We start from the raw sequence: 19,698 nt of genomic DNA on the forward strand, positions 1-19,698 counted from the left end.
CCGCCGGCCCGATTCGCTAGCCGAGCACCCGCACCGGGTCCCCTACCCGGATCGTGCCGGGCGTGAGCGCCACCAGGTTCTGGCCGAAGAGCAGCCGCGTGCCGACCCTGCGGTGCCGTGCGAGCGTGCGCAGGGGCTCACGGCCGCGTACGGCGGTGTCCTGGTCGGTCGTGGTCACGACGCAGCGCCCGGAGGCCTTGGCGACCCGGAAGACCACCTCGCCGATGGCGATCTTCGCCCAGTCGTCCTCGGCCCAGGCCTCGGTGCCCGCGACGACCACGTTGGGCCGGAACCGGTTCATGGGCAGCGGGCCCTCGGCGGCGTCATCGCCCCGGGCTATGAGGGAGTTCAGGGCGTCGAGGGAGGCGACGGTGGTGACCAGGAGGGGGTAGCCGTCGGCGAAGCTCACCGTCTCGCCCGGCAGCGCGTACTCGGGGTCGACCGGACGCCGGGTGGCCGGATCGTCCATGTGGACCAGACGGACATCGGCGCCGAGATACGCGGAGCACCAGTCGTGAGCCCTGTCGGAGGCGAGGACCGCCTCCACCTTCGTGCCGAAGACGTGCGTCGGCACCGTCGCCCCCGGCTCCGGGACGAGGACCGTGAGCGGCTCCTGGCCGGGCGCGGACAGACGAACGCCGCCGCCGGGCATCGGCTCGGCGGCGGCCAGTGCGAGGCGCGGCTCCTCGCGTTGTGTGACGACCTTTCCCCCGTCGTCGATCAGAGTCCAGCGCCGGTCTCCGGCCAGCCCCCAGGGCTCCACCAAGGCTGCCCGGGGTGCGACACCCCGGAACGCCTTGACCGGATGGACGTGGATCGACTGCAGTTCGGCGTTCCCCATGACGCCATCGTGCCAGGTGGCACCGACAGCCGGGGACGTGCCGGTCAGTAGCCGCGGTACTGCTGGTTGTTGTACGGATCCTGGTACGGAGCCGGTGCGGGCCGCGGCGCGGCGGGGCGCATGGCCTCGTAGCCCGTGCCGGCCGCCATCGGGCGCGGCGGCTGCTGGGCCTGCGGGCCGGGATAGCCGCGGGGAGCGCTCGCCTGCTGCGGGATGTACGCCGTGGGCGCCTGCTGCAGCGGGGCGGGCTGGAACTGCGGGTAACCGTAGGCGGGGATCTGCGGGGAGGGAGCCGCCGGGAGGGCGGGCAGCGCCGACGGGAGCGCGGGAAGGTGGCTGCCCGTGTCGTACGCGGCGGGGACCCGGATCGGGGCGATCTGCGGGGTGCCCCGCTCGGCCACGAGCGAGTCGTAGATCGGGGTGTCCGGGAAGGAGGCGGAGTAGTAGCCGCCGCCATAGGTGGAGCGGGGGGAGGTCATGGCACATAAGTTAAGCCCACGATGTGCTGGTTGGGGAGACCGATAAGAGGGTTGTTTTCCGTGTCCGCAGTGACGCGGGATCCCCAATCCGAGCGAACTTGGCAAAAATGGACGCCGTTCAACGTTGGGATCGTGTAAATGCCGAGCTGCTGTCGGGTTACCGGCGGTTGACCGGCGATCTTCCGGCGCAGCTCATGGGAGTTCCCCGCCCCTGGGAATAGGTTGGGCGGGTAGAGATGATCTCGGGAGCCCGGGCACGTCCGGGACACCGACACGCGATGGGGGCGGACATGACAATGCCGAAAGGATCGAATGCGCCGGTGCCCACCACGGCCCTGCGCGTCGAATTGGGCTGGCGCTCCGGACCCGGCGTACCCGACGCGGACGCCTCGGCACTGTTGCTCGCGGCCGGGAAGGTCCGCTCCGACGGTGACTTCGTCTTCTACAACCAGCCCGCGCACCCCTCCGGCGCGGTCCGTCACGAGGGCAAGCGGACCGCCGGCGGGCTCGTCACCGACACCCTCCTCGTGGACCTCGCGCGCGTGGAGAGCGGGATCGAGCGGGTCGTCCTCGCGGCCTCCGCGGACGGCGGGACGTTCGGGCAGGTCCCGGACCTCTACATCGAAGTGACCGACACGGCCGGTGGCGCGGTCGCCCGCTTCGACAGCCCCGGCGCGACGGTGGAGACCGCCTTCGTGCTCGGCGAGTTCTACCGCCGTCAGGGCGGCTGGAAGTTCCGCGCCGTCGGCCAGGGGTACAGCAGCGGACTCGAGGGTCTGGCCACGGACTTCGGTATCACCGTCGACGAGCCGCAGCACACCGCGCCGCCTCGCACGGCCGCCGCACCGCCTCCCGCACCCCCGGCCGCGCCGCCGCTCCCGCCCACGGCGACCCTGTCACCGCCGACCACCGCTCCCGTGCCCCTGCCGCCACCTCCGGCAACCCCTCCGGCCGCGCCGGTCCGCCTCTCCAAGGTCACCCTCACCAAGGCGGCCCCGTCCGTCTCCCTGGCCAAGCAGGGCGGCACCTCCGGCGCCATGCGGGTCAACCTCAACTGGCAGGTGCGCAAGCATTTCCCGGGCCGGGGCGGCCGGTGGGGCGGCAGCCAGGGCAACCTCGACCTCGACCTGTGCGCCCTGTACGAACTCGCCGACGGCCGCAAGGGCGTCGTGCAGGCACTCGGCAACGCCTTCGGGTCCCTGAGCCGGCCGCCGTACATCCACCTCGACGGCGACGACCGTACGGGCGCCGTGGCGAGCGGCGAGAACCTCACCGTCAACCTCGACCGCAAACAGGACTTCCGGCGCATCCTGGTCTTCGTCACGATCTATGAAGGCGCGGCCTCCTTCGCCGACCTGCATGCCACGGTCACCCTCCAGCCCCAGCACGGCGCCGCGATCGACTTCTCGCTGGACGAGTGCACGGTCCCCTCCACGGTGTGCGCACTCGCGCTGATCACCAACACCGGCGGCGACCTCGTCGTCCAGCGCGAGGCGCGCTACCTGGTACCGGAGCGCGGAGTGAGCCCGCAGCGGACCATGGACCACGCCTACGGGTGGGGCATGAACTGGACACCGGGGCGCAAGTAGCCACGTATCAGCTCTCGTCGGGCACGGCGTCCGGGCGCGCATACGTGCGGCCCTTCCAGGCCGCCCCGCGCCCCCGGTAGTGCTGTACGGCGGAGTCGGCCGTCATGAGGAGGTAGAGGAACGCGGTGAAAGGCAGCAGCGCCGCCAGCCACGGCGGCTGCCGGTAGTAACGGAGCATCGGCACGTACGTCCCCGTCATCACCGCCCAGGCGGCCGCGCCCACGACCGCCGTCGCCGCGCTGCCCGTGACCGTACCGGCCACCACGGCCGCGGGCGGCACCAGGTACACCAGGGCGAGCCCGGCGACCGTGCCCAGCAGCAGAAGCGGGTTGTGCCGGAGCTGGGCGTACGCGCTGCGCGAGACCATCCGCCACAGATCGTGCAGCCGCGGATAGGGACGCACGCTGTCCACCCGGTCGGCCAGCCCGAGCCAGATGTGACCGCCGGCGGCCTTCACCTCGCGCGCGAGGGCGACGTCGTCGATCACGGCGTGCCGGATGGCGTCCGGGATGCGCGCCGTCTCGGCCATGTCCGCGCGCAGCAGGACACAGCCGCCCGCGGCCGCCGCCGTCCGCGCCCAGCGCAGGCCGATCCTCCGGAAGGGATACAGCTGCGCGAAGAAGTAGACGAACGCCGGGACCACGAGCCGTTCCCACAGGCTCTCGACCCGCAGTCGCGCCATCTGCGACACCACGTCGAACCCCCCGGTGCGGGCCGCGGCCACCAGTTCCCGCAGGCTGTCCGGCGCGTGCGCGATGTCCGCGTCCGTCAGAAGCAGATATTCGGGATCATGCGCGCGTGCGAGGCCGATGCCGTGCCGCACGGCCCACAGCTTGCCCGTCCAGCCCGCGGGCGGCTCACCGGGAGAGTCCACCGTGAGCGGCAGCCCGCCGTGCCGCCGCGACAGCTCACGGGCCAGCTCCCCCGTACCGTCCGTGCTCCCGTCGTCCACGAGGAAGACCTCCGCCCGCCCCGGATAGTCCTGCGCGAGCAGGGACGGCAGGCTCGCGGACAGCACGCCGGCCTCGTCACGGGCCGGTACGACCACACAGACCGGCGGCCACTGGGCAGGTTCCCGGCGCGGGGGCAGCCGGACGTCCGTGCGCCAGAAGAAGCCCTGGCACAGCAGCAGCCAGCACCAGGCGGCGAGGGATACGACGGCGGTCCACACGATCGCGCTCACGGGCGCAGTCTGCCCCACAGGACCGGAGCGCAAGGGCGCATCGTCTATCGTGGCCGGGTGAAGATCGCGCTCATGGACTCCGGAATCGGCCTGCTGGCGGCCACCGCCGCGGTACGGCGCCTGCGCCCCGACGCGGATCTGGTCCTCTCTCTCGACCCCGACGGCATGCCCTGGGGGCCGCGCACGACGGAGGACCTGATCCAGCGTGCCCTGGCCGTCGCCGAGGCCGCCGCGGCCCGCCGGCCCGACGCCCTGATCATCGGCTGCAACACCGCCACCGTGCACGCCCTGCCCGCCCTGCGCGCCCGCCTGGAGCCCGGCGTCCCGGTGATCGGCACGGTCCCGGCGATCAAGCCGGCCGCCGCCGGCGGCGGCCCCGTCGCCATCTGGGCCACGCCCGCCACGACCGGCAGCCCCTACCAGCGCGGTCTCATCGAGGACTTCGCCGACGGCGTCCAGGTTGCCGAGGTGCCCTGCTGGGGCCTCGCGGAGGCCGTGGAGCACGCGGACGAGGCGGCCATCGACGCGGCGATCGCCGCTGCGGCCGCGCTGACCCCACAGGACGTGACGACCGTCGTCCTGGGCTGCACCCACTACGAGCTGGTGGCGGAACGTATCCGCGCCGCCGTCCAGCGCCCCGATGCCGCTCCGCTCGTGCTGCACGGATCCGCCGGCGCCGTGGCCGCCCAGGCCCTGCGGCGCCTGGGCGAACAGCCCGCCCCCGAGGCTCCGGCCGAGGGCACGCTGACGGTGCTGCTGAGCGGCCGTGAGGGCGTGCTGCCCGCGGCCGCGCTGCACTACGCCGAAGGGCGGCTGCTGCCCGCCGTCGGACCGCTCGCCGACCGGCGGTGACCTGGGGCGGCCGCCTCCACGGGGCGCGCCGCCCGGAACAGTCACCCTCCGCACGCCGGTACCAGCGGGGCGAAACCTGAGTAACCTCGTAGACATGAGGGAGCACCGCGCCGAGGACACCCCGCACCCCGACGTCTGGACCGGGCGTGCCACCAACCGGGTGCAGTGGCTGCTGGCGCTGAGCGGCGCGGCCTGCATGGCACTCGGCATCGAGCTGGCCGTGGACTCGGCCTGGTCCTCCGGCGTCGCCCCGCTGGTGATGTCCGTCGTGGGCTGCATCGCCGCCGGACTGCTGGTCCTGTTCGGCACGCTCGCCTTCGTGCACGTCGACCTCAAGCTCGACAAGGAGTGCGTCGAGGTGCGCTGCGGCCACATCGGCGTGCCGCGCCGCCGCATCCCGCTCTCCCAGGTCGCCGGCGCCGACTTCACTTCCTACGTCACCCCGCGCCAGTGGGGCGGCTGGGGCTACCGCTGGCGCCCCGAGAAGGGCACCGCGGTCGTGGTCCGCCGCGGTGAGGGCATCGTGCTGCGCCTGTGGGACGGCCACACCTTCACGATCACCGTGGACAACGCGGAGGCGGCGGTCCGCGCCATCAGGGACCGGCTACGGACGATGACGCCCGGGGGAGCGAGCTGAGACGGCGGCCACTCCGCCAGCCCCTTTCGCGAACCCGGTCCGCCTCGATCCGGACGCCGCCACCCACAAACACCGGGCGCTGTTCTTGCGTGCGCCGGATTGCGTGTTCCGGCTCTCTGCGTGTGCGTGTGCGTGTGCGTGTGGTGGCGGGGGTGCGGGTCGCCGGGTATCGGCTGGGCTGTGTGTGAGGGGCGCCGGGGTCGCTCGGGGGTGCGGGCCGCTTGGGCTCGGACGCGGCCACGCGCAACCGCCGGGCGCCGCTCTCGCGTGCGCCGGACGGCGGGCTCGCGCCCTGTGCCTCGCTACAGCTCCGGGCTGTCGCCCGCCCACGGCCGTGCCGTGGCCCATCCCGCCAGCAGGCCCGCGCCCGCGGTCACCGTGGTGAAGCTCAGCGCGTTGCCCACGGAGGCGATCGCGGCCAGGGCGGTCAGGGCCGTGCCGGCGGTGAGGGCGATCGGTGTGGAGCGCGGGGTGCGCCACAGGGCGTAGAGGGCCCAGCCGAATCCGGCGGCCAGCAGAAGCACCCCGGCGAGGCCCTGTTCGGCCGCCTGCTGGAGCAGGGCCGAGTGCGGTCTGCCGTCGGGCAGGACGGCCTGTGGCGCGGGGTCGCTCAGCTCGCCGAAGCGGCCCGGGCCGATGCCCAGGCCCGTGTACCGGCGGGCCAGTCGCAGCGCGTCCTGCCACAGCTGGACCCGGTGCGGCGTGAACCGGCTTTCCAAGGCCTGGGGCAGGGCACCGGCGGCGACCGCCCAGATCGTCCCCGCCACCAGGGCCGCCGCAAGTGCGAGACCTACGATGCCGACGCCTCTGCGGGGCATCGAGCCCGCGGCGAGCGAGCACAGCAGAACCGCGGCGCTGGCCGCGCAGCCGACGGCCGAGCCCATGGCGGCCCCGGTCAGCGCGATTCCGGCGGCCAGCAGCCGCAGCCCGAGCCGCAGCCCGGGCCCGCGCGCGGCCCAGGCGGCACAGCACGCGGCACCGGTGGCCAGCGCCAGCAGGGCGGCCGTGGCTCCGGCGTGCCCGAGCGGGGCGGCGTAGCGGGGGCCGGGGGAGAGGTCGGGCAGGACCACGGCCAGCGCGAGCCCCGCGGACGCACCTGCACCGGGCGCGGCCACCGGAAGCAGCGCCCCGGAGATCCGGCCCGCGGCGTACCCGGCGATCACGGCGAGCACCGCGAGGAGCACCCCTTCGGGCCGCCCGTCGTGGGCTGCCGCCGTGATCAGCGACCAGGCGGCGCACGCTCCCAGAAGGATCATGCCCGCCCCGTCAGAAACGTTTCGTCTGCCTCTGTAAGCGTCCGCACCGGTCGCGGACCTCGTCCCCGTCGACCCCACCCGTCGCCCCTCGCACCCCGGTCCCCCGACCTGTGGCAGGCCCCGGCCGCACGCACCGGGACCGGCCGCACCACTGAGGCTCGGGCACACGGTAACGGCTGATGACCGTTTTGGGCACGAGCAGCGCAGGAACGACGTGATTCCGGCACGGTGCAGGTGGGGGCAGCGCCCGCACCAGCCCGTGCTGTCGGCGGCAACGTCAACCGCCGTACACTCCCCGGGTGACCGTCACCGCAACTTCCGTGGACCAGTCCGGCCTCCAGCCGTCCCCCGCGCCGAGCGCGCGCGGCCGCCGACTGCTGCGCCTGGTCCCGGCCGTCGCCTCCGCCGTCTGCGGAGTGCTGCTCTACGTCAGCTTCCCGCCGCGCCCGCTGTGGTGGCTGGCCCTGCCAGCCTTCGCCGGCTTCGCCTGGGTGCTGCGCGGCCGCACCTGGAAGGCGGCGTTCGGCCTCGGCTACCTCTTCGGACTCGGCTTCCTCCTGCCGCTGCTGGTGTGGACCGGCGTGGAGGTCGGCCCCGGCCCCTGGCTCGCGCTGGTCGCCATCGAGGCGGTCTTCGTCGGCCTCGTCGGCGTCGGTGTCGCCGCGGTGGCCAAGCTGCCTGCCTGGCCGGTGTGGGCGGCCGCCGTGTGGATCGCGGGCGAGGCGGTACGCGCGCGCGTGCCCTTCCGCGGCTTCCCCTGGGGCAAGATCGCCTTCGGCCAGGCCGACGGCGTCTTCCTGCCGCTCGCCGCAGTGGGCGGCACCCCGGTGCTCGGCTTCGCGGTGGTCCTGTGCGGCTTCGGTCTGTACGAGGCGGGGCGCCTGATCGCCGAGCGGCGCCGCACCCGGACCCTGCGGCGCGGGGCCGCGGCCGTCGCGCTGCTGAGCGTCGCCGTCCCGGTGGCGGGAGCGGTCGCCGCGCGGCCGCTGGTGAGCGACAAGGCCGAGGACGGCACCGCGACCGTCGCGGTCATCCAGGGCAATGTGCCCCGGGCCGGGCTGGAGTTCAGCGCGCAGCGGCGGGCGGTCCTCGACTACCACGCGCGCGAGACCCTCAAGCTCGCCGCCGACATCAAGGCGGGCAAGGTCGCCAAGCCCGACTACGTGCTGTGGCCGGAGAACTCCTCCGACATCGACCCCTTCACGAACTCCGACGCGGCCGCCGTCATCGACGGTGCCGCCAGGGCCGTCGGGGTGCCCATCTCGGTCGGCGGGGTCGTCGAGAGGGGCGGCAGGCTGCTCAACGAGCAGATCCTGTGGGACCCGGCCAAGGGGCCGACCCAGACCTACGACAAGCGGCAGGTGCAGCCGTTCGGCGAGTACCTCCCGCTGCGCGGGCTCGTCGGTGCGATCAACCAGAACTGGACCAGCATGGTCCGCCAGGACTTCAGCCGGGGCAGCAAGCCGGGTGTGTTCGACATCGACGGCGCCAAGGTCGGCCTCGCCACCTGCTACGAGGCCGCCTTCGACTGGGCCGTGCGGGACACCGTCACGCACGGTGCGGAGATGATCTCCGTGCCCAGCAACAACGCCACCTTCGACCGCAGCGAGATGACCTACCAGCAGCTCGCCATGTCCCGGATCCGTGCCGTCGAGCACAGCCGGACCGTGACCGTGCCGGTCACCAGCGGCGTCAGCGCGATCATCATGCCGGACGGGACGATCACCCAGAAGACCGGCATGTTCGTGCCCGCCTACCTCGTCCAGAAGGTCCCGCTGCGCACCTCCGAGACGCCCGCGACCAAGCTGGGCATCCTGCCGGAGATCGCCCTGGTGCTGGTGGCCGCGGGCGGTCTCGGCTGGGCGATCGGGTCCGGGATACGTGCCCGGCGCTCGGGTGACGCGTAGCCGTACGCCCGTCGTACGCCGGGGGAACCCACGTGCTCGACGGAACCGGCCCGTTAGGGTCGGTTCCATGGCTATTCCTGACTTCATCTCCACGATCAGGGCCTCCGCGGGCCACCAACTGCTGTGGCTCCCCGGAGTCAGCGCCGTCGTCTTCGACGACCAGGGCAGGATCCTGCTGGGGCAGCGCGCGGACAACCACAAGTGGGCGCTGCTCTCCGGCATCCCGGAGCCCGGTGAGCAGCCGGCCGCCGCCGCGATGCGCGAGGTGTACGAGGAGTCAGCCGTACGGTGCGTGGCCGAGCGGATCGTCATGGTGAAGTCCGGCGAGCGGATCACCTACAACAACGGCGACATCTGCCAGTTCATGGACATCACCTTCCGCTGCCGGGCCGTCGGCGGCGAGGCGCGGGTCAACGACGACGAGTCGCTGGACGTCGGCTGGTTCGAGGTGGATGCGCTGCCGCCGATGGACGAGCACCAGCTGGTCCGGATCAAGCAGGCTCTGTCGGACGAACCCACATGGTTTGACGCTACGAGTTTTGAATGAAGTATGGGGTGTGACCACATGTGGTCGGGGTGGGGTGCTGCTTAGGGTCGGCACATGACCCAGCCCAGCGCCCTGCCCGGCCCCCACGCCCCCTCGCTCGACCTCGGCGGCCGCACCGCCCTCGTCACCGGCGCCGCCGGCGGCATCGGCGGGGCCTGCGCGCTGCGGCTGGCGGCCGCCGGGGCCAAGGTGAGAGCCGTCGACCGGGACGCCGCCGGCCTGGACGCACTCGCCGACCGGGCCCGGGACCTGGCGGGCACCGTCGAACCGCACGTCCTGGACCTCACCGACCTGGACACCGCCGAACACGCGGCCGCCGGCACCGACGTCCTGGTCAACAACGCCGGGCTGCAGCTGGTGCGCCCCATCGAGCAGTTCCCGCCCGACGTCTTCCACACGGTGCTCACCGTGATGCTGGAGGCGCCGTTCCGGCTCATCCGCGGCGCCCTCCCGCACATGTACGCGCAGGGCTGGGGCCGGATCGTCAACGTGTCCTCCGTCCACGGGCTGCGCGCCTCGGCCTTCAAGGCTGCCTATGTGGCCGCCAAACACGGACTCGAAGGCCTCTCCAAGACGGCCGCCCTGGAGGGCGCCCCCCACGGTGTGACCTCGAACTGTGTGAACCCGGCCTATGTGCGCACCCCACTGGTCGAGAAGCAGATCACCGACCAGGCCCAGGCGCACGGCATCCCCGAAGAGCGCGTCCTGTCCGACATCCTGCTCAAGGACTGCGCCGTCCGGCGGCTCATCGAACCGGAGGAGGTCGCCGAGGCCGTGGCCTACCTGTGCAGCCCGCACGCGTCCTTCGTCACCGGTACCTCGCTGGTGCTGGACGGCGGATGGACGGCCCACTGAGCGGCGGGCCGGCGGCGCCCGGACGGAGAGTTTTCCACAGGCCCGACGGGCCGGGCGCACGATGCGGAATCCTGTGACCATGTCTCGCGATCACGTCCGGCCGGCCGAGCGCCCCACCACCGCGGCCGCCACCGGGGTGCCCGAGGGCAGCGCGGAGGCCCCGTACCTCGAGCTGCTGGCCCGCGACGCCTCGGTGGAGGCGTACGAACAGCCGGTGCTGCTCGCCCGTGCCGAGGGAGCGCCGGCTGGCCGGGTCGCCGCCCTGGAGCACGCCAAGCTGCTCGCCCTGCGGGTGCGTTCGGAACTGGAAGGGCGACGGCGGCGCGAGGCGGAACTGTCGGCGCTCTTCGAGACCGCCCACGACCTGGCAGGCCTCAGGGACCTGGACGCCGTCCTCCAGGCGATCGTGCAGCGCGCCCGTTCCCTGCTCGGCACGGACATCGCCTACCTCAGCCTCAACGACCCGGCACGTGGCGACACCTACATGCGCGTGACCGAGGGCTCGGTCTCCGCCCGGTTCCAGCAGCTGCGCCTCGGCATGGGCGAGGGGCTCGGCGGACTCGTCGCCCAGACCGCGCGGCCGTACGTCACCGACGACTACTTCCAGGACGGCCGCTTCCAGCACACCCTCACCATCGACGCCGGAGTCCGCGACGAGGGCCTGGTCGCCATCCTCGGCGTGCCGCTGATGCTCGGCCCGCACGTCATCGGCGTCCTCTTCGCCGCCGACCGGCGGGCCCGCGTCTTCGAACGTGAGCAGATCGCCCTGCTCGGCTCCTTCGCCGCGCTCGCCGCGGCCGCCATCGACACCGCCAACCTGCTCACCGAGACCCGCGCGGCCCTGGCCGGACTGGAGCACGCCAACGAGATCATCCGGGACCGCAGCGCCGTCATCGAGCGCGCCTCCGACGTGCACGACCGGCTCGCCGAACTGGTGCTGCGCGGCGGCGGGGTGCACGACGTGGCCGCGGCCGTCTCCCAGGTCCTCGACGGAACAGTCGAGTTCAGCGAGACCGGTGTCGCACCGGCCGAGCCCCTGGAGGCGTCCCGTGCCGAGGGGCACGCCGTGCGGCACGGCGGCGACTGGATCGCCGCGGTGACCGCGGGCGGCGAACTCCTCGGCGCGCTGGTGCTGCGCGGCCACCCCGGCCTCGACCCGGTCGACCAGCGCACCCTGGAGCGCGCGGCGATGGTCACCTCGCTGCTCCTACTGGCCCGCCGCTCCGCCTCCGAGGCCGAACAGCGCGTGCGGGGCGAACTGCTGGACGACCTCCTGGACGCCCGCGACCGGGATCCGCGCCTGCTGCGCGAACGCGCCGCGCGGCTGCACGCGGACCTGGACGCCACCCACGTCGTCCTCGCGACCCGCCTCGACGGCCCGGCGGCCGACGCCGACGAGGAAGCCGCCGCCCGCCGCCGTCTGTGGTCCGCCGCCTCCCACCTCGCCGCCACTCGGCAGGGCCTGGCCGCGGCCCGCGACGGCGGCACGGTCCTGCTGCTCCCACTCGTCGCCGGCGACACCGCCACGGACGTGGCCCGCCGCACCGCCCGCCACCTCGGCGCGGCCGTCCACCAGCCCGTCACGGTCGGCGCCTCCGCCCCCGTCACCGACCTCGCCGCCCACCCCGACACCGTGGCCGCCGCCTACGCCGAGGGCCGCCGCTGCCTGGACGCGCTGCATCTCCTCGGCCGTGACGGAGATGGCGCGGCGGCCGAGGACTTCGGTTTCCTCGGACTGCTCCTCGCGGGCGAACGGGACATCGGCGGCTTCGTCGACCGCACCATCGGCCCGGTCGTGGCCTACGACGAGCGCCGCGGCACGGAACTGCTGCGCACCCTGGACGCGTACTTCGCCTGCGGACTGAGCCCGGCCCGCACCAAGGACACCCTCCACGTGCACGTGAACACGGTCGCCCAGCGGCTGGAGCGGGTGGGCCGCCTCCTGGGCGAGGACTGGCAGAGCCCCGCCCGCGCCCTGGAGATCCAACTGGCCTTGCGCCTGCACCGGTTGGCGGCACCGGGACGCCACTGACCGGCCCCACGCGGGGGCCGGTCAGTGGTTCGAACCGTCGCGCCGGTCAGACCGTCCGGGCGTCGGCCGCCGCGCTCACGGCGGTCTGATCGCCGTCCCCGGCCTCCACCTGTGCGAGATCCCGGTGCCGGGTCTCCCGGGCCACACCCACCGCGATGAGCGTCAGCACGGCGGCCGCGATCACGTACAGGGCGATCGGGGTGGAGCTGTCGTAGTCGGCGAGCAGCGCGGTGGCGATGAGCGGGGCGGGCGCACCGGCCGCCACCGAGGCGAACTGGGCACCGATGGAGGCACCGGAGTACCGCATCCGGGTGGCGAACATCTCCGCGAAGAACGCGGCTTGCGGTGCGTACATGGCGCCGTGCAGCACCAGACCGACGGTCACGGCGAGCACCAGGTACCCGAAGGAGCCGGTGTCGACGAGCGAGAAGAACGGGAACATCCACAGACCCACGCCGGCCGCGCCCAGCAGATACACGGGCCGCCGGCCGACCCGGTCGGAGAGCGCGCCCCAGGCCGGGATCACGGCGAAGTGCACGGCGGAGCCGATGAGCACGGTGTTGAGCGCGGTCTGCTTCGAGACGCCGGCGGACGTGGTGGCGTACACGAGGATGAAGGCGGTGATGACGTAGTAGCTGATGTTCTCCGCCATGCGGGCGCCCATCGCGACGAGCACGTCCCGCCAGTGGTGCCGCAGCACGGAGACGATCGGCGGCTTCTCCGCCTCACCGGTCCGCCGTGACTCGGCCCGCTCCAACGCCTCCTTGAAGACAGGCGATTCATCGACGGAGAGACGAATCCACAAACCGACGATCACCAGCACACCGGAGAGCAGGAACGGGATCCGCCAGCCCCAGGTGCCGAAGGCGTCGTCCGAGAGCACGGCGGTGAGCAGCGACAGCACACCGGTCGCCAGCAACTGCCCGGCGGGCGCCCCCGTCTGCGGCCACGCGGCCCAGAATCCGCGCCGCCGCGCGTCCCCGTGCTCGGACACCAGCAGCACGGCGCCGCCCCACTCACCACCGAGCGCGAACCCCTGCACCAGACGCAGCACGGTCAGCAGTACCGGCGCGGCGGAACCGACGGACGCGTGCGTCGGCAGCAGCCCGATCGCGAAGGTCGCCCCGCCCATCAGCAGCAGGCTCAGCACCAGCAGCTTCTTGCGCCCCAGCCGGTCACCGTAGTGCCCGAACACGAGCGCCCCCAGCGGGCGGGCCGCGAACCCGACGGCGTACGTCAGGAACGACAGCAGCGTCCCGACCAGCGGATCGGAGTCCGGGAAGAACAGCTTGTTGAACACCAGCGCGGCGGCGGAGCCGTACAGGAAGAAGTCGTACCACTCGATGGTGGTGCCGATGAGGCCGGCGGCGACGATGCGGGGGAGGCCGGCGGGGGGTGGGGGAGCGGATGCTGCTGCGGAGGCCATGTGCGCCACTTCCTCGTGTGCGGTGGGGACGGGTACGTGTCGGCACACCGTAGGAAGAGGCAGGTCAGGGGCACATGTGGCGGGGCAACATAGTTGAGGGATTGCTTATGCGTGCGGCCACCATGCCAGCTCGCGGTAGGGCGGTTCGCGAGCCCGATGTTGGTCGAAACGAGTACTGTCCGTGACGCGTAATTCAGGGTGATTTGACGGTGCGGTGCTGACTTTCGTGCTGATTTGGTGCTGGCTTCGGATCTTCGGTAAGCGGCTCATCGCACCTCGCGCGCGTACGGTGGGACGGCGTGATCGTGTTCTGTCCCTTCGCGAGGTGCGCCGGGACGGTCAGCTCCCAGAAGTTGTTCTGCTGGAAGGTGCGCGGGAAGCCGACGCGCTGCGTCGCGCGGTCATCGACGATCCAACGGTGAACGTCGCGGTGCTGCCGTTGCCCGGGTCGCCGCCGGTCTCGGGATGGCCGTACCGTCGTAGGAAGGCTTCGCGGGGGCCAGGTCGTGTCCGCAAAGTGCCGTCCTTGTAGGTCTGTTCGTGGTACGTCGCGCGCCACACCGAACCGGCACGAGCTTGGCCCGGTGCCGTTCATGCAACAACGGGCCTAACTCAGCGGCGAGTTCAGCGATCACGTCGGGCGACGGACCCGTGCTCCTCCGGTTGCTGGTGATCGATGTCTGTATGAGATGCCTTCCCCATCACACCACCATGATCGACGGTCGAAAGCCCGACGATTTACCGCCTACCTGTGCACGCGCTCGTTAGCCCCTGGATGCGTTCTGCGGTGTCCGGCTCCTCAGCAACGACCGGATCGTCCTCTGCACACGTCTGCTGAAGCAGGCCGGAGGCTGTGAGCCGGCCGACGGTGGAGGAGGCGAATCACGTCATCAGGCGCGGGTGCGTTCGAGGAAGTTCGTGACGCGCGCGTGCGGACGAAACGCGCGCATCTCGACGGTCAGCTTCCGTAGTAGGCGGTTCGTCATGGCCGACTTCATGCGAGAAGCCATCTCGGCAGCCTGCTCGGCATGGGTACAGGCCGTATCGATGTCCCCGAGCCGGAGCCTGGCCGTGGCGAGGTAAACGGCGTTGTGCGCCGCCTGACGACCCGCCGGGAACTGGGTCCCCATGCTGAGCCCTACGAAATGAAGCATCTTGGCCGGGTCGTCGAGCAGCCGGAAGCAACCGGCCATCTGGCTCGCGAAGTACCTGGTGTCGATGAAGCCTGTCCACTCGGGGTCATCGCCGCTACGGTCCACGGCCACTTCCGCGGCGTACATCGCCGCAGCGGCGCCCTTGCCGTCGTCCAGGCCCGACAACGCCCGCGCCTCCACCAGGCGTGCCCGGGTCGTGGCGCGAGGGCTGTCGGCGCGCTGTGCCGTGTGCAGGGCCGTGCGGGCGAAGTTCAGGCCCTCCGTCAACCGCTCGTTCGCTATGGAGATTTGCCCGAGCGCGGAGAGCAGGTGACTGGCCACGATGAGGCCCGACCGGTTCGAACGGCGGGCCAGGTACAGTCCCTGGGTCAGATATCGCTGTGCCAGGCCGTCGGCGCCGATGTCACAGGTCATCCAGCCCAGTTGCAGGTAGAGCTCGGCGGCCGCGCTGAACAGTTCTTGCTCGATGCAGTCGGTCCGGGAAGAGCGCAACAGGGGTACGACGTCGTGGGCGACGTACGCCGCGAGAGCTTCGCGCGCCTGGTTTCCCCCGAACTGGACGTCGATCGCGGTGAACATCTGCATGGAGCGACGGATGTTCTCGATGTCAGCGGAGCGACAGGTGTGGGGCGGCTCGTCGTCGAGGGACAGGAGGTGCAGGAGCCAGTCCCGCTGTGTCCCGGGGATCGCCGACAGGGAAAAGGGGAGAAGGTACAGGAATTTACGTCGCTCCATGTCCGCTCGCCCCAGCCTGTCCATGACGCTCCATGCCTGGTCGAGGTCACTGTGATGCAGCAAGGAGTCGGTCGCTAGCCGAGCCTCCGACGTGTCTCCCAGTCCGATGTCGTCCAGCGGCACGGTACGCCCCAGCTTCGTGCCGAGAACCTCGGCGATCAGGGCGGGCACCGGAGAGCGCGGTCTTGTGCCGTTCACCCAATGGCTCACCGATGATTTGTCGTAGGCGAGTCGTAAACCGTGCCGGGCGCCGAGGGAGTTCAGACGCAGTGCGAGTCCTTCGTACGAGCAGCCGGCCTCGGTCAGCAAGGCCTTGAGCTTCTCGTTCCTGGGCTGGTGCACGTCGGCCGTCCTCGATTGCCCTGGGAGTCGAAGTCATCTTATCGCCGCCACCTCCGACCCGGCAGAACTGGACGTCAATTTTCAACCCCACATTCAACCGTTCACCAGCGCCATGCCGTCGGATACCGGCATTGCACTTAACAACTTGCTGTGCTCTCGCGGCCACCGAGCTTCTCCCGCCACGCTGAGTACGGGCTCGAGGGAGCCCGGAAAAGGGGGAGCCGTGAAATGACCAACAGGGAAACACATCCTGGAGATCGTCCGGATGACACGGCACGGGAGCCGTCCATCAGCATCAGCGACGCGACAGCACTGGCGGGACTCCTGATGCAGTCGGGGGCGGACAGGTCACTCTGGATCGTCGTGGGGGCCCTGATTCTCGGGTGGTTGCTCACATGAAAGGCCGTCAGCCGCCGGGAGGATCCGTATAAGCCCCTGGCGGTGGAGATCCGAGACCAATCTCCGCAGGGTGTCGGAGTCCACGAATGCGGCCACAGCGTTCGCCAGTGATCCGAATCCAGTCTCTCTTTCGGTCAGGAGGCGCGCCAGGACCACCGATGCCGCTCGTTGGAAGCGCCAGACCCTGCCCCCCGCGGTCAGGGTCACTGGCTGTTCATCGTCGTCCGGGGGGCTGAGCACGGCGCGCGGAAAGAGCCATTCGATGCGTGTCGCACGCGTGAGGCGGTACTGCCCAAGGGTGAAATCCTCACCGAATAAAGCCAGGTCAACGGCCTGTCGTGCGTGGGCCATGCCATCACGGACGGCGAAGAACTCATGCATGCCCGCCCGTGTCAGGCGGGCGAGTACTTCCTCGCGCAATGCCGCGACATGACTCTCCTGCTCCTCGGCCGTCCCAAAACGGGGCAGGTCCTGACGGACGACCTCCGCGGACAGCAGTTGGTCAGCAACCCACCGGACGAGGTCGTGACCGGTGCTGCGGGTGACACCCAGCGCGAGGTGCAGGCTCGGCGGCCGACCAGCGCGCACGGAGTGCCAGCAACCACGGGGAACGTGCAACAGGTCGCCGGGGGACAGCACGACCGTCTCGCCCTGGGTGTCCGTCGGGGCAAGATTCTCCTCGATGTCGGTGCGCAGGGGCCAGCGCCGCCCCTGGCCGTGCAGCGTCCAGTGTTTCTCCCCGGCGATCTGCAGGACAATCACGTCATGGTTGTCCCAGTGCACACCGAACGCCGAAGTCGCGTCCCAGGAGGCGTAGGCGTTCACCGAGACCCGTTCACGGAGCGTTCTCTCCAGCTCCCACGCGAGGCGGCGCACCGGTTCGCAGAACTCCTCCACGGTGTCCAACACCAGGGAGGCACCGCCCCCGAGTTCCCGGTACAGCCGCCCCGCATCGACGACTTGATGTACGACGCCGAGCGAGTCGGTGACGGCGTGGGTGTAGTCAGTGGCGGGCAGGATGCGTCCACCCCGGGCGAGGCGCAGGCGGGGCGCGGGCAGGCGCTGGTGATTGAGCGCCCCGTCAAGCGTCTCCCAGTCGAAGAGTCCCCGGAACCGGTCCGGAGGCCCGGGCACATGGACCGTTCGACGCCCCAGGTAACTGTCCAGAAACTCCTCGGGTGACAATGGGGCCACGAGGCCTCGCAGATCCATTACCGCTCTCCGCGCGAGGTGCTCGTCAGTCGATCACGCAGGTGTTCCGGCCGCCCCCGCCACCGTCCGTGGCCGACGCGAGTCCCTCTCTGACCACAGGCATCTCCTCACAAGAGATCAGCAATGCGGCAGCATCTTCACTGTCTCCAGTGGAGTGTTGCCACCCTTGTGAGGTGCACGACGCTCGTTCCTCGGACATGTCGGTCTCCTTGGGCGGGATCGTCTCCCCTCCCGAGATCTCTGCCCGGGCCGTTTCCGCTTCACGCCTGCGCTACGCACGTAAGTGCAAGTCCCCGCCATTGGGGTCCGCCAGAGCTACGGCCTGGTGTTCCACTACGCGATCACATGCCGCCCGTGCTCCCTAAATATGTGAAGCTCACCCTTCGGATGCCCAATTGGTGTCCCGCCGTCACAGTCGGACGGGGCAACCTTGTGGGCAGGTTGTGAGTCTCCTGATCGATCACACCGTGATCGGATCCGCGAGGAGACCATCATCAACGCCATACGCAAGACCCTGACTGCCACCACCGTCGTCGGCGCCGTCCTCGCGGGCTCCGCCGCCTGCGCCACGGTGGAGCAGCTCTCCGCCGGCAAGAAGCTCGACCGGGCCTTCGAGGAGCTGGGCAAGAAGAAGATGCTCTCCTTCGAGCTCGAACTGGACACCGACGTCAAGTCCTTGAAGGCGCTGGACGCCGCGTCCGAGCCCGCGCCCGGCGAAGAAATGCCGGAAGAGGCTGCCGGGCTGATGAGCGGTGCGAAGATCACTGTCACCGTGCAGTCGAGGAAGCCGATCGACGAGTCCGATGAGAAGGACTTGGTCGGCATGGCCATGGAGATCAGCAGCAAGGACGGCGACCTCGCCGAGTACCGTGTGATCGGCGACTACGCCTACGTCCGTGTCGACGCCGACAGCCTCGGCAGGATGACGGGCAGCCCCGTACCCGCTGCCGAAGACCTGCCCCCGGAGGCCGGGGCGATCAAGAACTTCATCGAGGGCAAGTGGGTGAAGTTCAGCACCAAGGAGACGGAGAAGGCCGCCACCGACGGCCAGGGTGCTCAGGGCAGACCTGCGCCCGCCCCTTCCCTCGACGCCAAGACGCAGAAGAAGCTCGTGGAGGCCCTCCGCGAGGTCGTCGCCCGTGAGGTGCATTTCAAGACAGTCGATGGAGGGGACGGCACCGAGCACGTCACCGCCACGGCCCCCTTCCGCGCGCTGATCACCGGGCTGTTCCGCGAGATCCGCCCGCTGGCGACGGACCTGCCGCCGGGCATGGACCTGCCGACGGACAAGGACCTGAAGGACGCCCCCGACACCAAGGTGACAGCGGACTTCTCACTCAAGAACGATGAGCTGACCGAGGTGGACGTGGACCTCGCCAAGCTGGCTGAGAACGGCAAGGTCAAGAAGCTGGGCCTGACCCTGCGGATGACCGATGGCATCAAGCCCGCCGCCCCGGCCGGTGCCACGGAGCTGGACCTGAACGAACTCATGAAGGACTTCTTCACCGGCCCGGCGATGAGCGATGCCGACTTTGCCGAAAGCGGCCTGGCCGACCAGGACTTCCCGCGCGACGAGTTCTGACCGCGCCGAGCAGGTACGGAACGGGTGTCGCATCCGCACAGTCGGCAACTGCGGATGCGCACCGCGGCAGGCGTGAAGGGTGTTGTGGGTCGGCGGATGTGTTCGGTTCCAAGTTCAGGTGTCGCGAGGCTGGTCGCGCCATCTCCTGGCAGAAGTCGGCTTACGGACATCAAGCACCTGAACTTCGGCACACCATGAAGGACGGGACGTGGGGGCGGCGGCAGCAAGGGGAAGCAGCCGTGTGCGAGGACGGTCCGGGTCTGTCTCTGTGCGCTGCCGGTGAAGGCGGGGTGGGGGAGTTGTCGTATCTGGTCCACGCGCGTAGCGGATCCCGTCGGGACTGGGGTTGCCTCGTGTGTGTATCTCCAACCCCCCACGCTCCATGGAGACTTCATGTACCCCGCCGATTTCGGCCTGCCTGCCACTGCCCTGACCCTGAGCGGAACAGGTGCCGCCGCAGGCCCTGACTGAGCCTCCCGCACCGCCCTCTGACCTCCGGTGCCGATGGTTTGCCGGAGTCCTCGAACAGCTCGAAGTCGGAGAACGCGCCGGCCCGCGGATGCAGTGTCCGCGAGGGCCGCAGTCGGCATGCCCTGAGCCTCCCTCGGACCTCGTTCGGGGATTGGCGCTTTGTCATCGACATCGTCTTGATGGTCATGGCATGCACATG

At 70.9% G+C, this 19,698-nt stretch carries 15 protein-coding genes; 8 read left to right on the forward strand and 7 right to left on the reverse strand.

Features of this window, described 5'->3' with window-relative positions:
- Nucleotides 1-16: 16 nt before the first annotated feature.
- Entirely contained in the window at nt 17-841 is an 825-nt protein-coding gene (locus AC07DS_RS29360; protein ID WP_479150080.1) for an MOSC domain-containing protein, read from the reverse strand.
- A gap of 44 nt (nt 842-885) precedes the next feature.
- The gene (locus AC07DS_RS29365; RefSeq protein ID WP_479150082.1) at nt 886-1,320 is read right to left on the reverse strand and encodes a DUF6643 family protein; all 435 of its coding nucleotides are present in this window, start codon (nt 1,318-1,320) and stop codon (nt 886-888) included.
- A gap of 296 nt (nt 1,321-1,616) precedes the next feature.
- On the opposite strand from AC07DS_RS29365, the gene AC07DS_RS29370 reads away from it, so the two are divergent.
- On the forward strand, nt 1,617-2,909 hold the full coding sequence (locus AC07DS_RS29370) for a TerD family protein (RefSeq protein ID WP_479150227.1): 1,293 nt from the start codon (nt 1,617-1,619) through the stop codon (nt 2,907-2,909).
- Nucleotides 2,910-2,916: 7 nt separating this feature from the next.
- Here AC07DS_RS29370 and AC07DS_RS29375 read toward each other — a convergent pair whose 3' ends face one another.
- Complete coding sequence (locus AC07DS_RS29375) at nt 2,917-4,092, reverse strand: glycosyltransferase (RefSeq protein ID WP_479150083.1); 1,176 nt, start codon at nt 4,090-4,092, stop codon at nt 2,917-2,919.
- Nucleotides 4,093-4,149: 57 nt separating this feature from the next.
- Here AC07DS_RS29375 and AC07DS_RS29380 point away from each other — a divergent pair, with 57 nt between their 5' ends.
- A complete protein-coding gene (locus tag AC07DS_RS29380; protein ID WP_479150085.1) occupies nt 4,150-4,944 on the forward strand; it encodes a glutamate racemase in 795 nt (264 codons plus the stop codon).
- A 94-nt stretch (nt 4,945-5,038) separates the two neighbouring features.
- Entirely contained in the window at nt 5,039-5,581 is a 543-nt protein-coding gene (locus tag AC07DS_RS29385; protein WP_479150087.1) for a hypothetical protein, read from the forward strand.
- Nucleotides 5,582-5,883: 302 nt separating this feature from the next.
- On the opposite strand, the gene AC07DS_RS29390 is transcribed toward AC07DS_RS29385, so the two are convergent.
- Nucleotides 5,884-6,837: an O-antigen ligase family protein gene (locus AC07DS_RS29390; protein WP_479150089.1), complete on the reverse strand. Its 954-nt coding sequence runs from the start codon at nt 6,835-6,837 to the stop codon at nt 5,884-5,886.
- Nucleotides 6,838-7,136: 299 nt separating this feature from the next.
- Between AC07DS_RS29390 and lnt the strand changes: the two genes are divergently transcribed.
- From lnt to AC07DS_RS29410, 4 genes are all read left to right on the forward strand, one after another.
- Nucleotides 7,137-8,744, forward strand: a complete 1,608-nt coding sequence (gene lnt / locus AC07DS_RS29395) for an apolipoprotein N-acyltransferase (protein ID WP_479150091.1) — start codon at nt 7,137-7,139, stop codon at nt 8,742-8,744.
- Between the two features lie 67 nt (nt 8,745-8,811).
- On the forward strand, nt 8,812-9,291 hold the full coding sequence (locus tag AC07DS_RS29400) for an NUDIX hydrolase (RefSeq protein WP_479150092.1): 480 nt from the start codon (nt 8,812-8,814) through the stop codon (nt 9,289-9,291).
- 54 nt (nt 9,292-9,345) lie between these two features.
- A complete protein-coding gene (locus AC07DS_RS29405) occupies nt 9,346-10,146 on the forward strand; it encodes a 3-hydroxybutyrate dehydrogenase (protein ID WP_479150094.1) in 801 nt (266 codons plus the stop codon).
- Between the two features lie 79 nt (nt 10,147-10,225).
- The gene (locus AC07DS_RS29410; RefSeq protein ID WP_479150096.1) at nt 10,226-12,178 is read left to right on the forward strand and encodes a helix-turn-helix domain-containing protein; all 1,953 of its coding nucleotides are present in this window, start codon (nt 10,226-10,228) and stop codon (nt 12,176-12,178) included.
- Nucleotides 12,179-12,224: 46 nt separating this feature from the next.
- Here AC07DS_RS29410 and AC07DS_RS29415 read toward each other — a convergent pair whose 3' ends face one another.
- The 3 genes from AC07DS_RS29415 to AC07DS_RS29425 form a co-directional block, all read right to left on the reverse strand.
- Complete coding sequence (locus tag AC07DS_RS29415) at nt 12,225-13,604, reverse strand: MFS transporter (RefSeq protein WP_479150097.1); 1,380 nt, start codon at nt 13,602-13,604, stop codon at nt 12,225-12,227.
- Nucleotides 13,605-14,494: 890 nt separating this feature from the next.
- A complete protein-coding gene (locus AC07DS_RS29420) occupies nt 14,495-15,802 on the reverse strand; it encodes a hypothetical protein (protein WP_479150099.1) in 1,308 nt (435 codons plus the stop codon).
- Between the two features lie 381 nt (nt 15,803-16,183).
- A complete protein-coding gene (locus tag AC07DS_RS29425) occupies nt 16,184-17,446 on the reverse strand; it encodes a cupin domain-containing protein (protein WP_479150101.1) in 1,263 nt (420 codons plus the stop codon).
- Between the two features lie 571 nt (nt 17,447-18,017).
- Here AC07DS_RS29425 and AC07DS_RS29430 point away from each other — a divergent pair.
- Complete coding sequence (locus AC07DS_RS29430) at nt 18,018-19,028, forward strand: hypothetical protein (protein ID WP_479150229.1); 1,011 nt, start codon at nt 18,018-18,020, stop codon at nt 19,026-19,028.
- Nucleotides 19,029-19,698 lie beyond the last annotated feature (670 nt).

Source organism: Streptomyces sp. NPDC044064 (assembly GCF_056434245.1).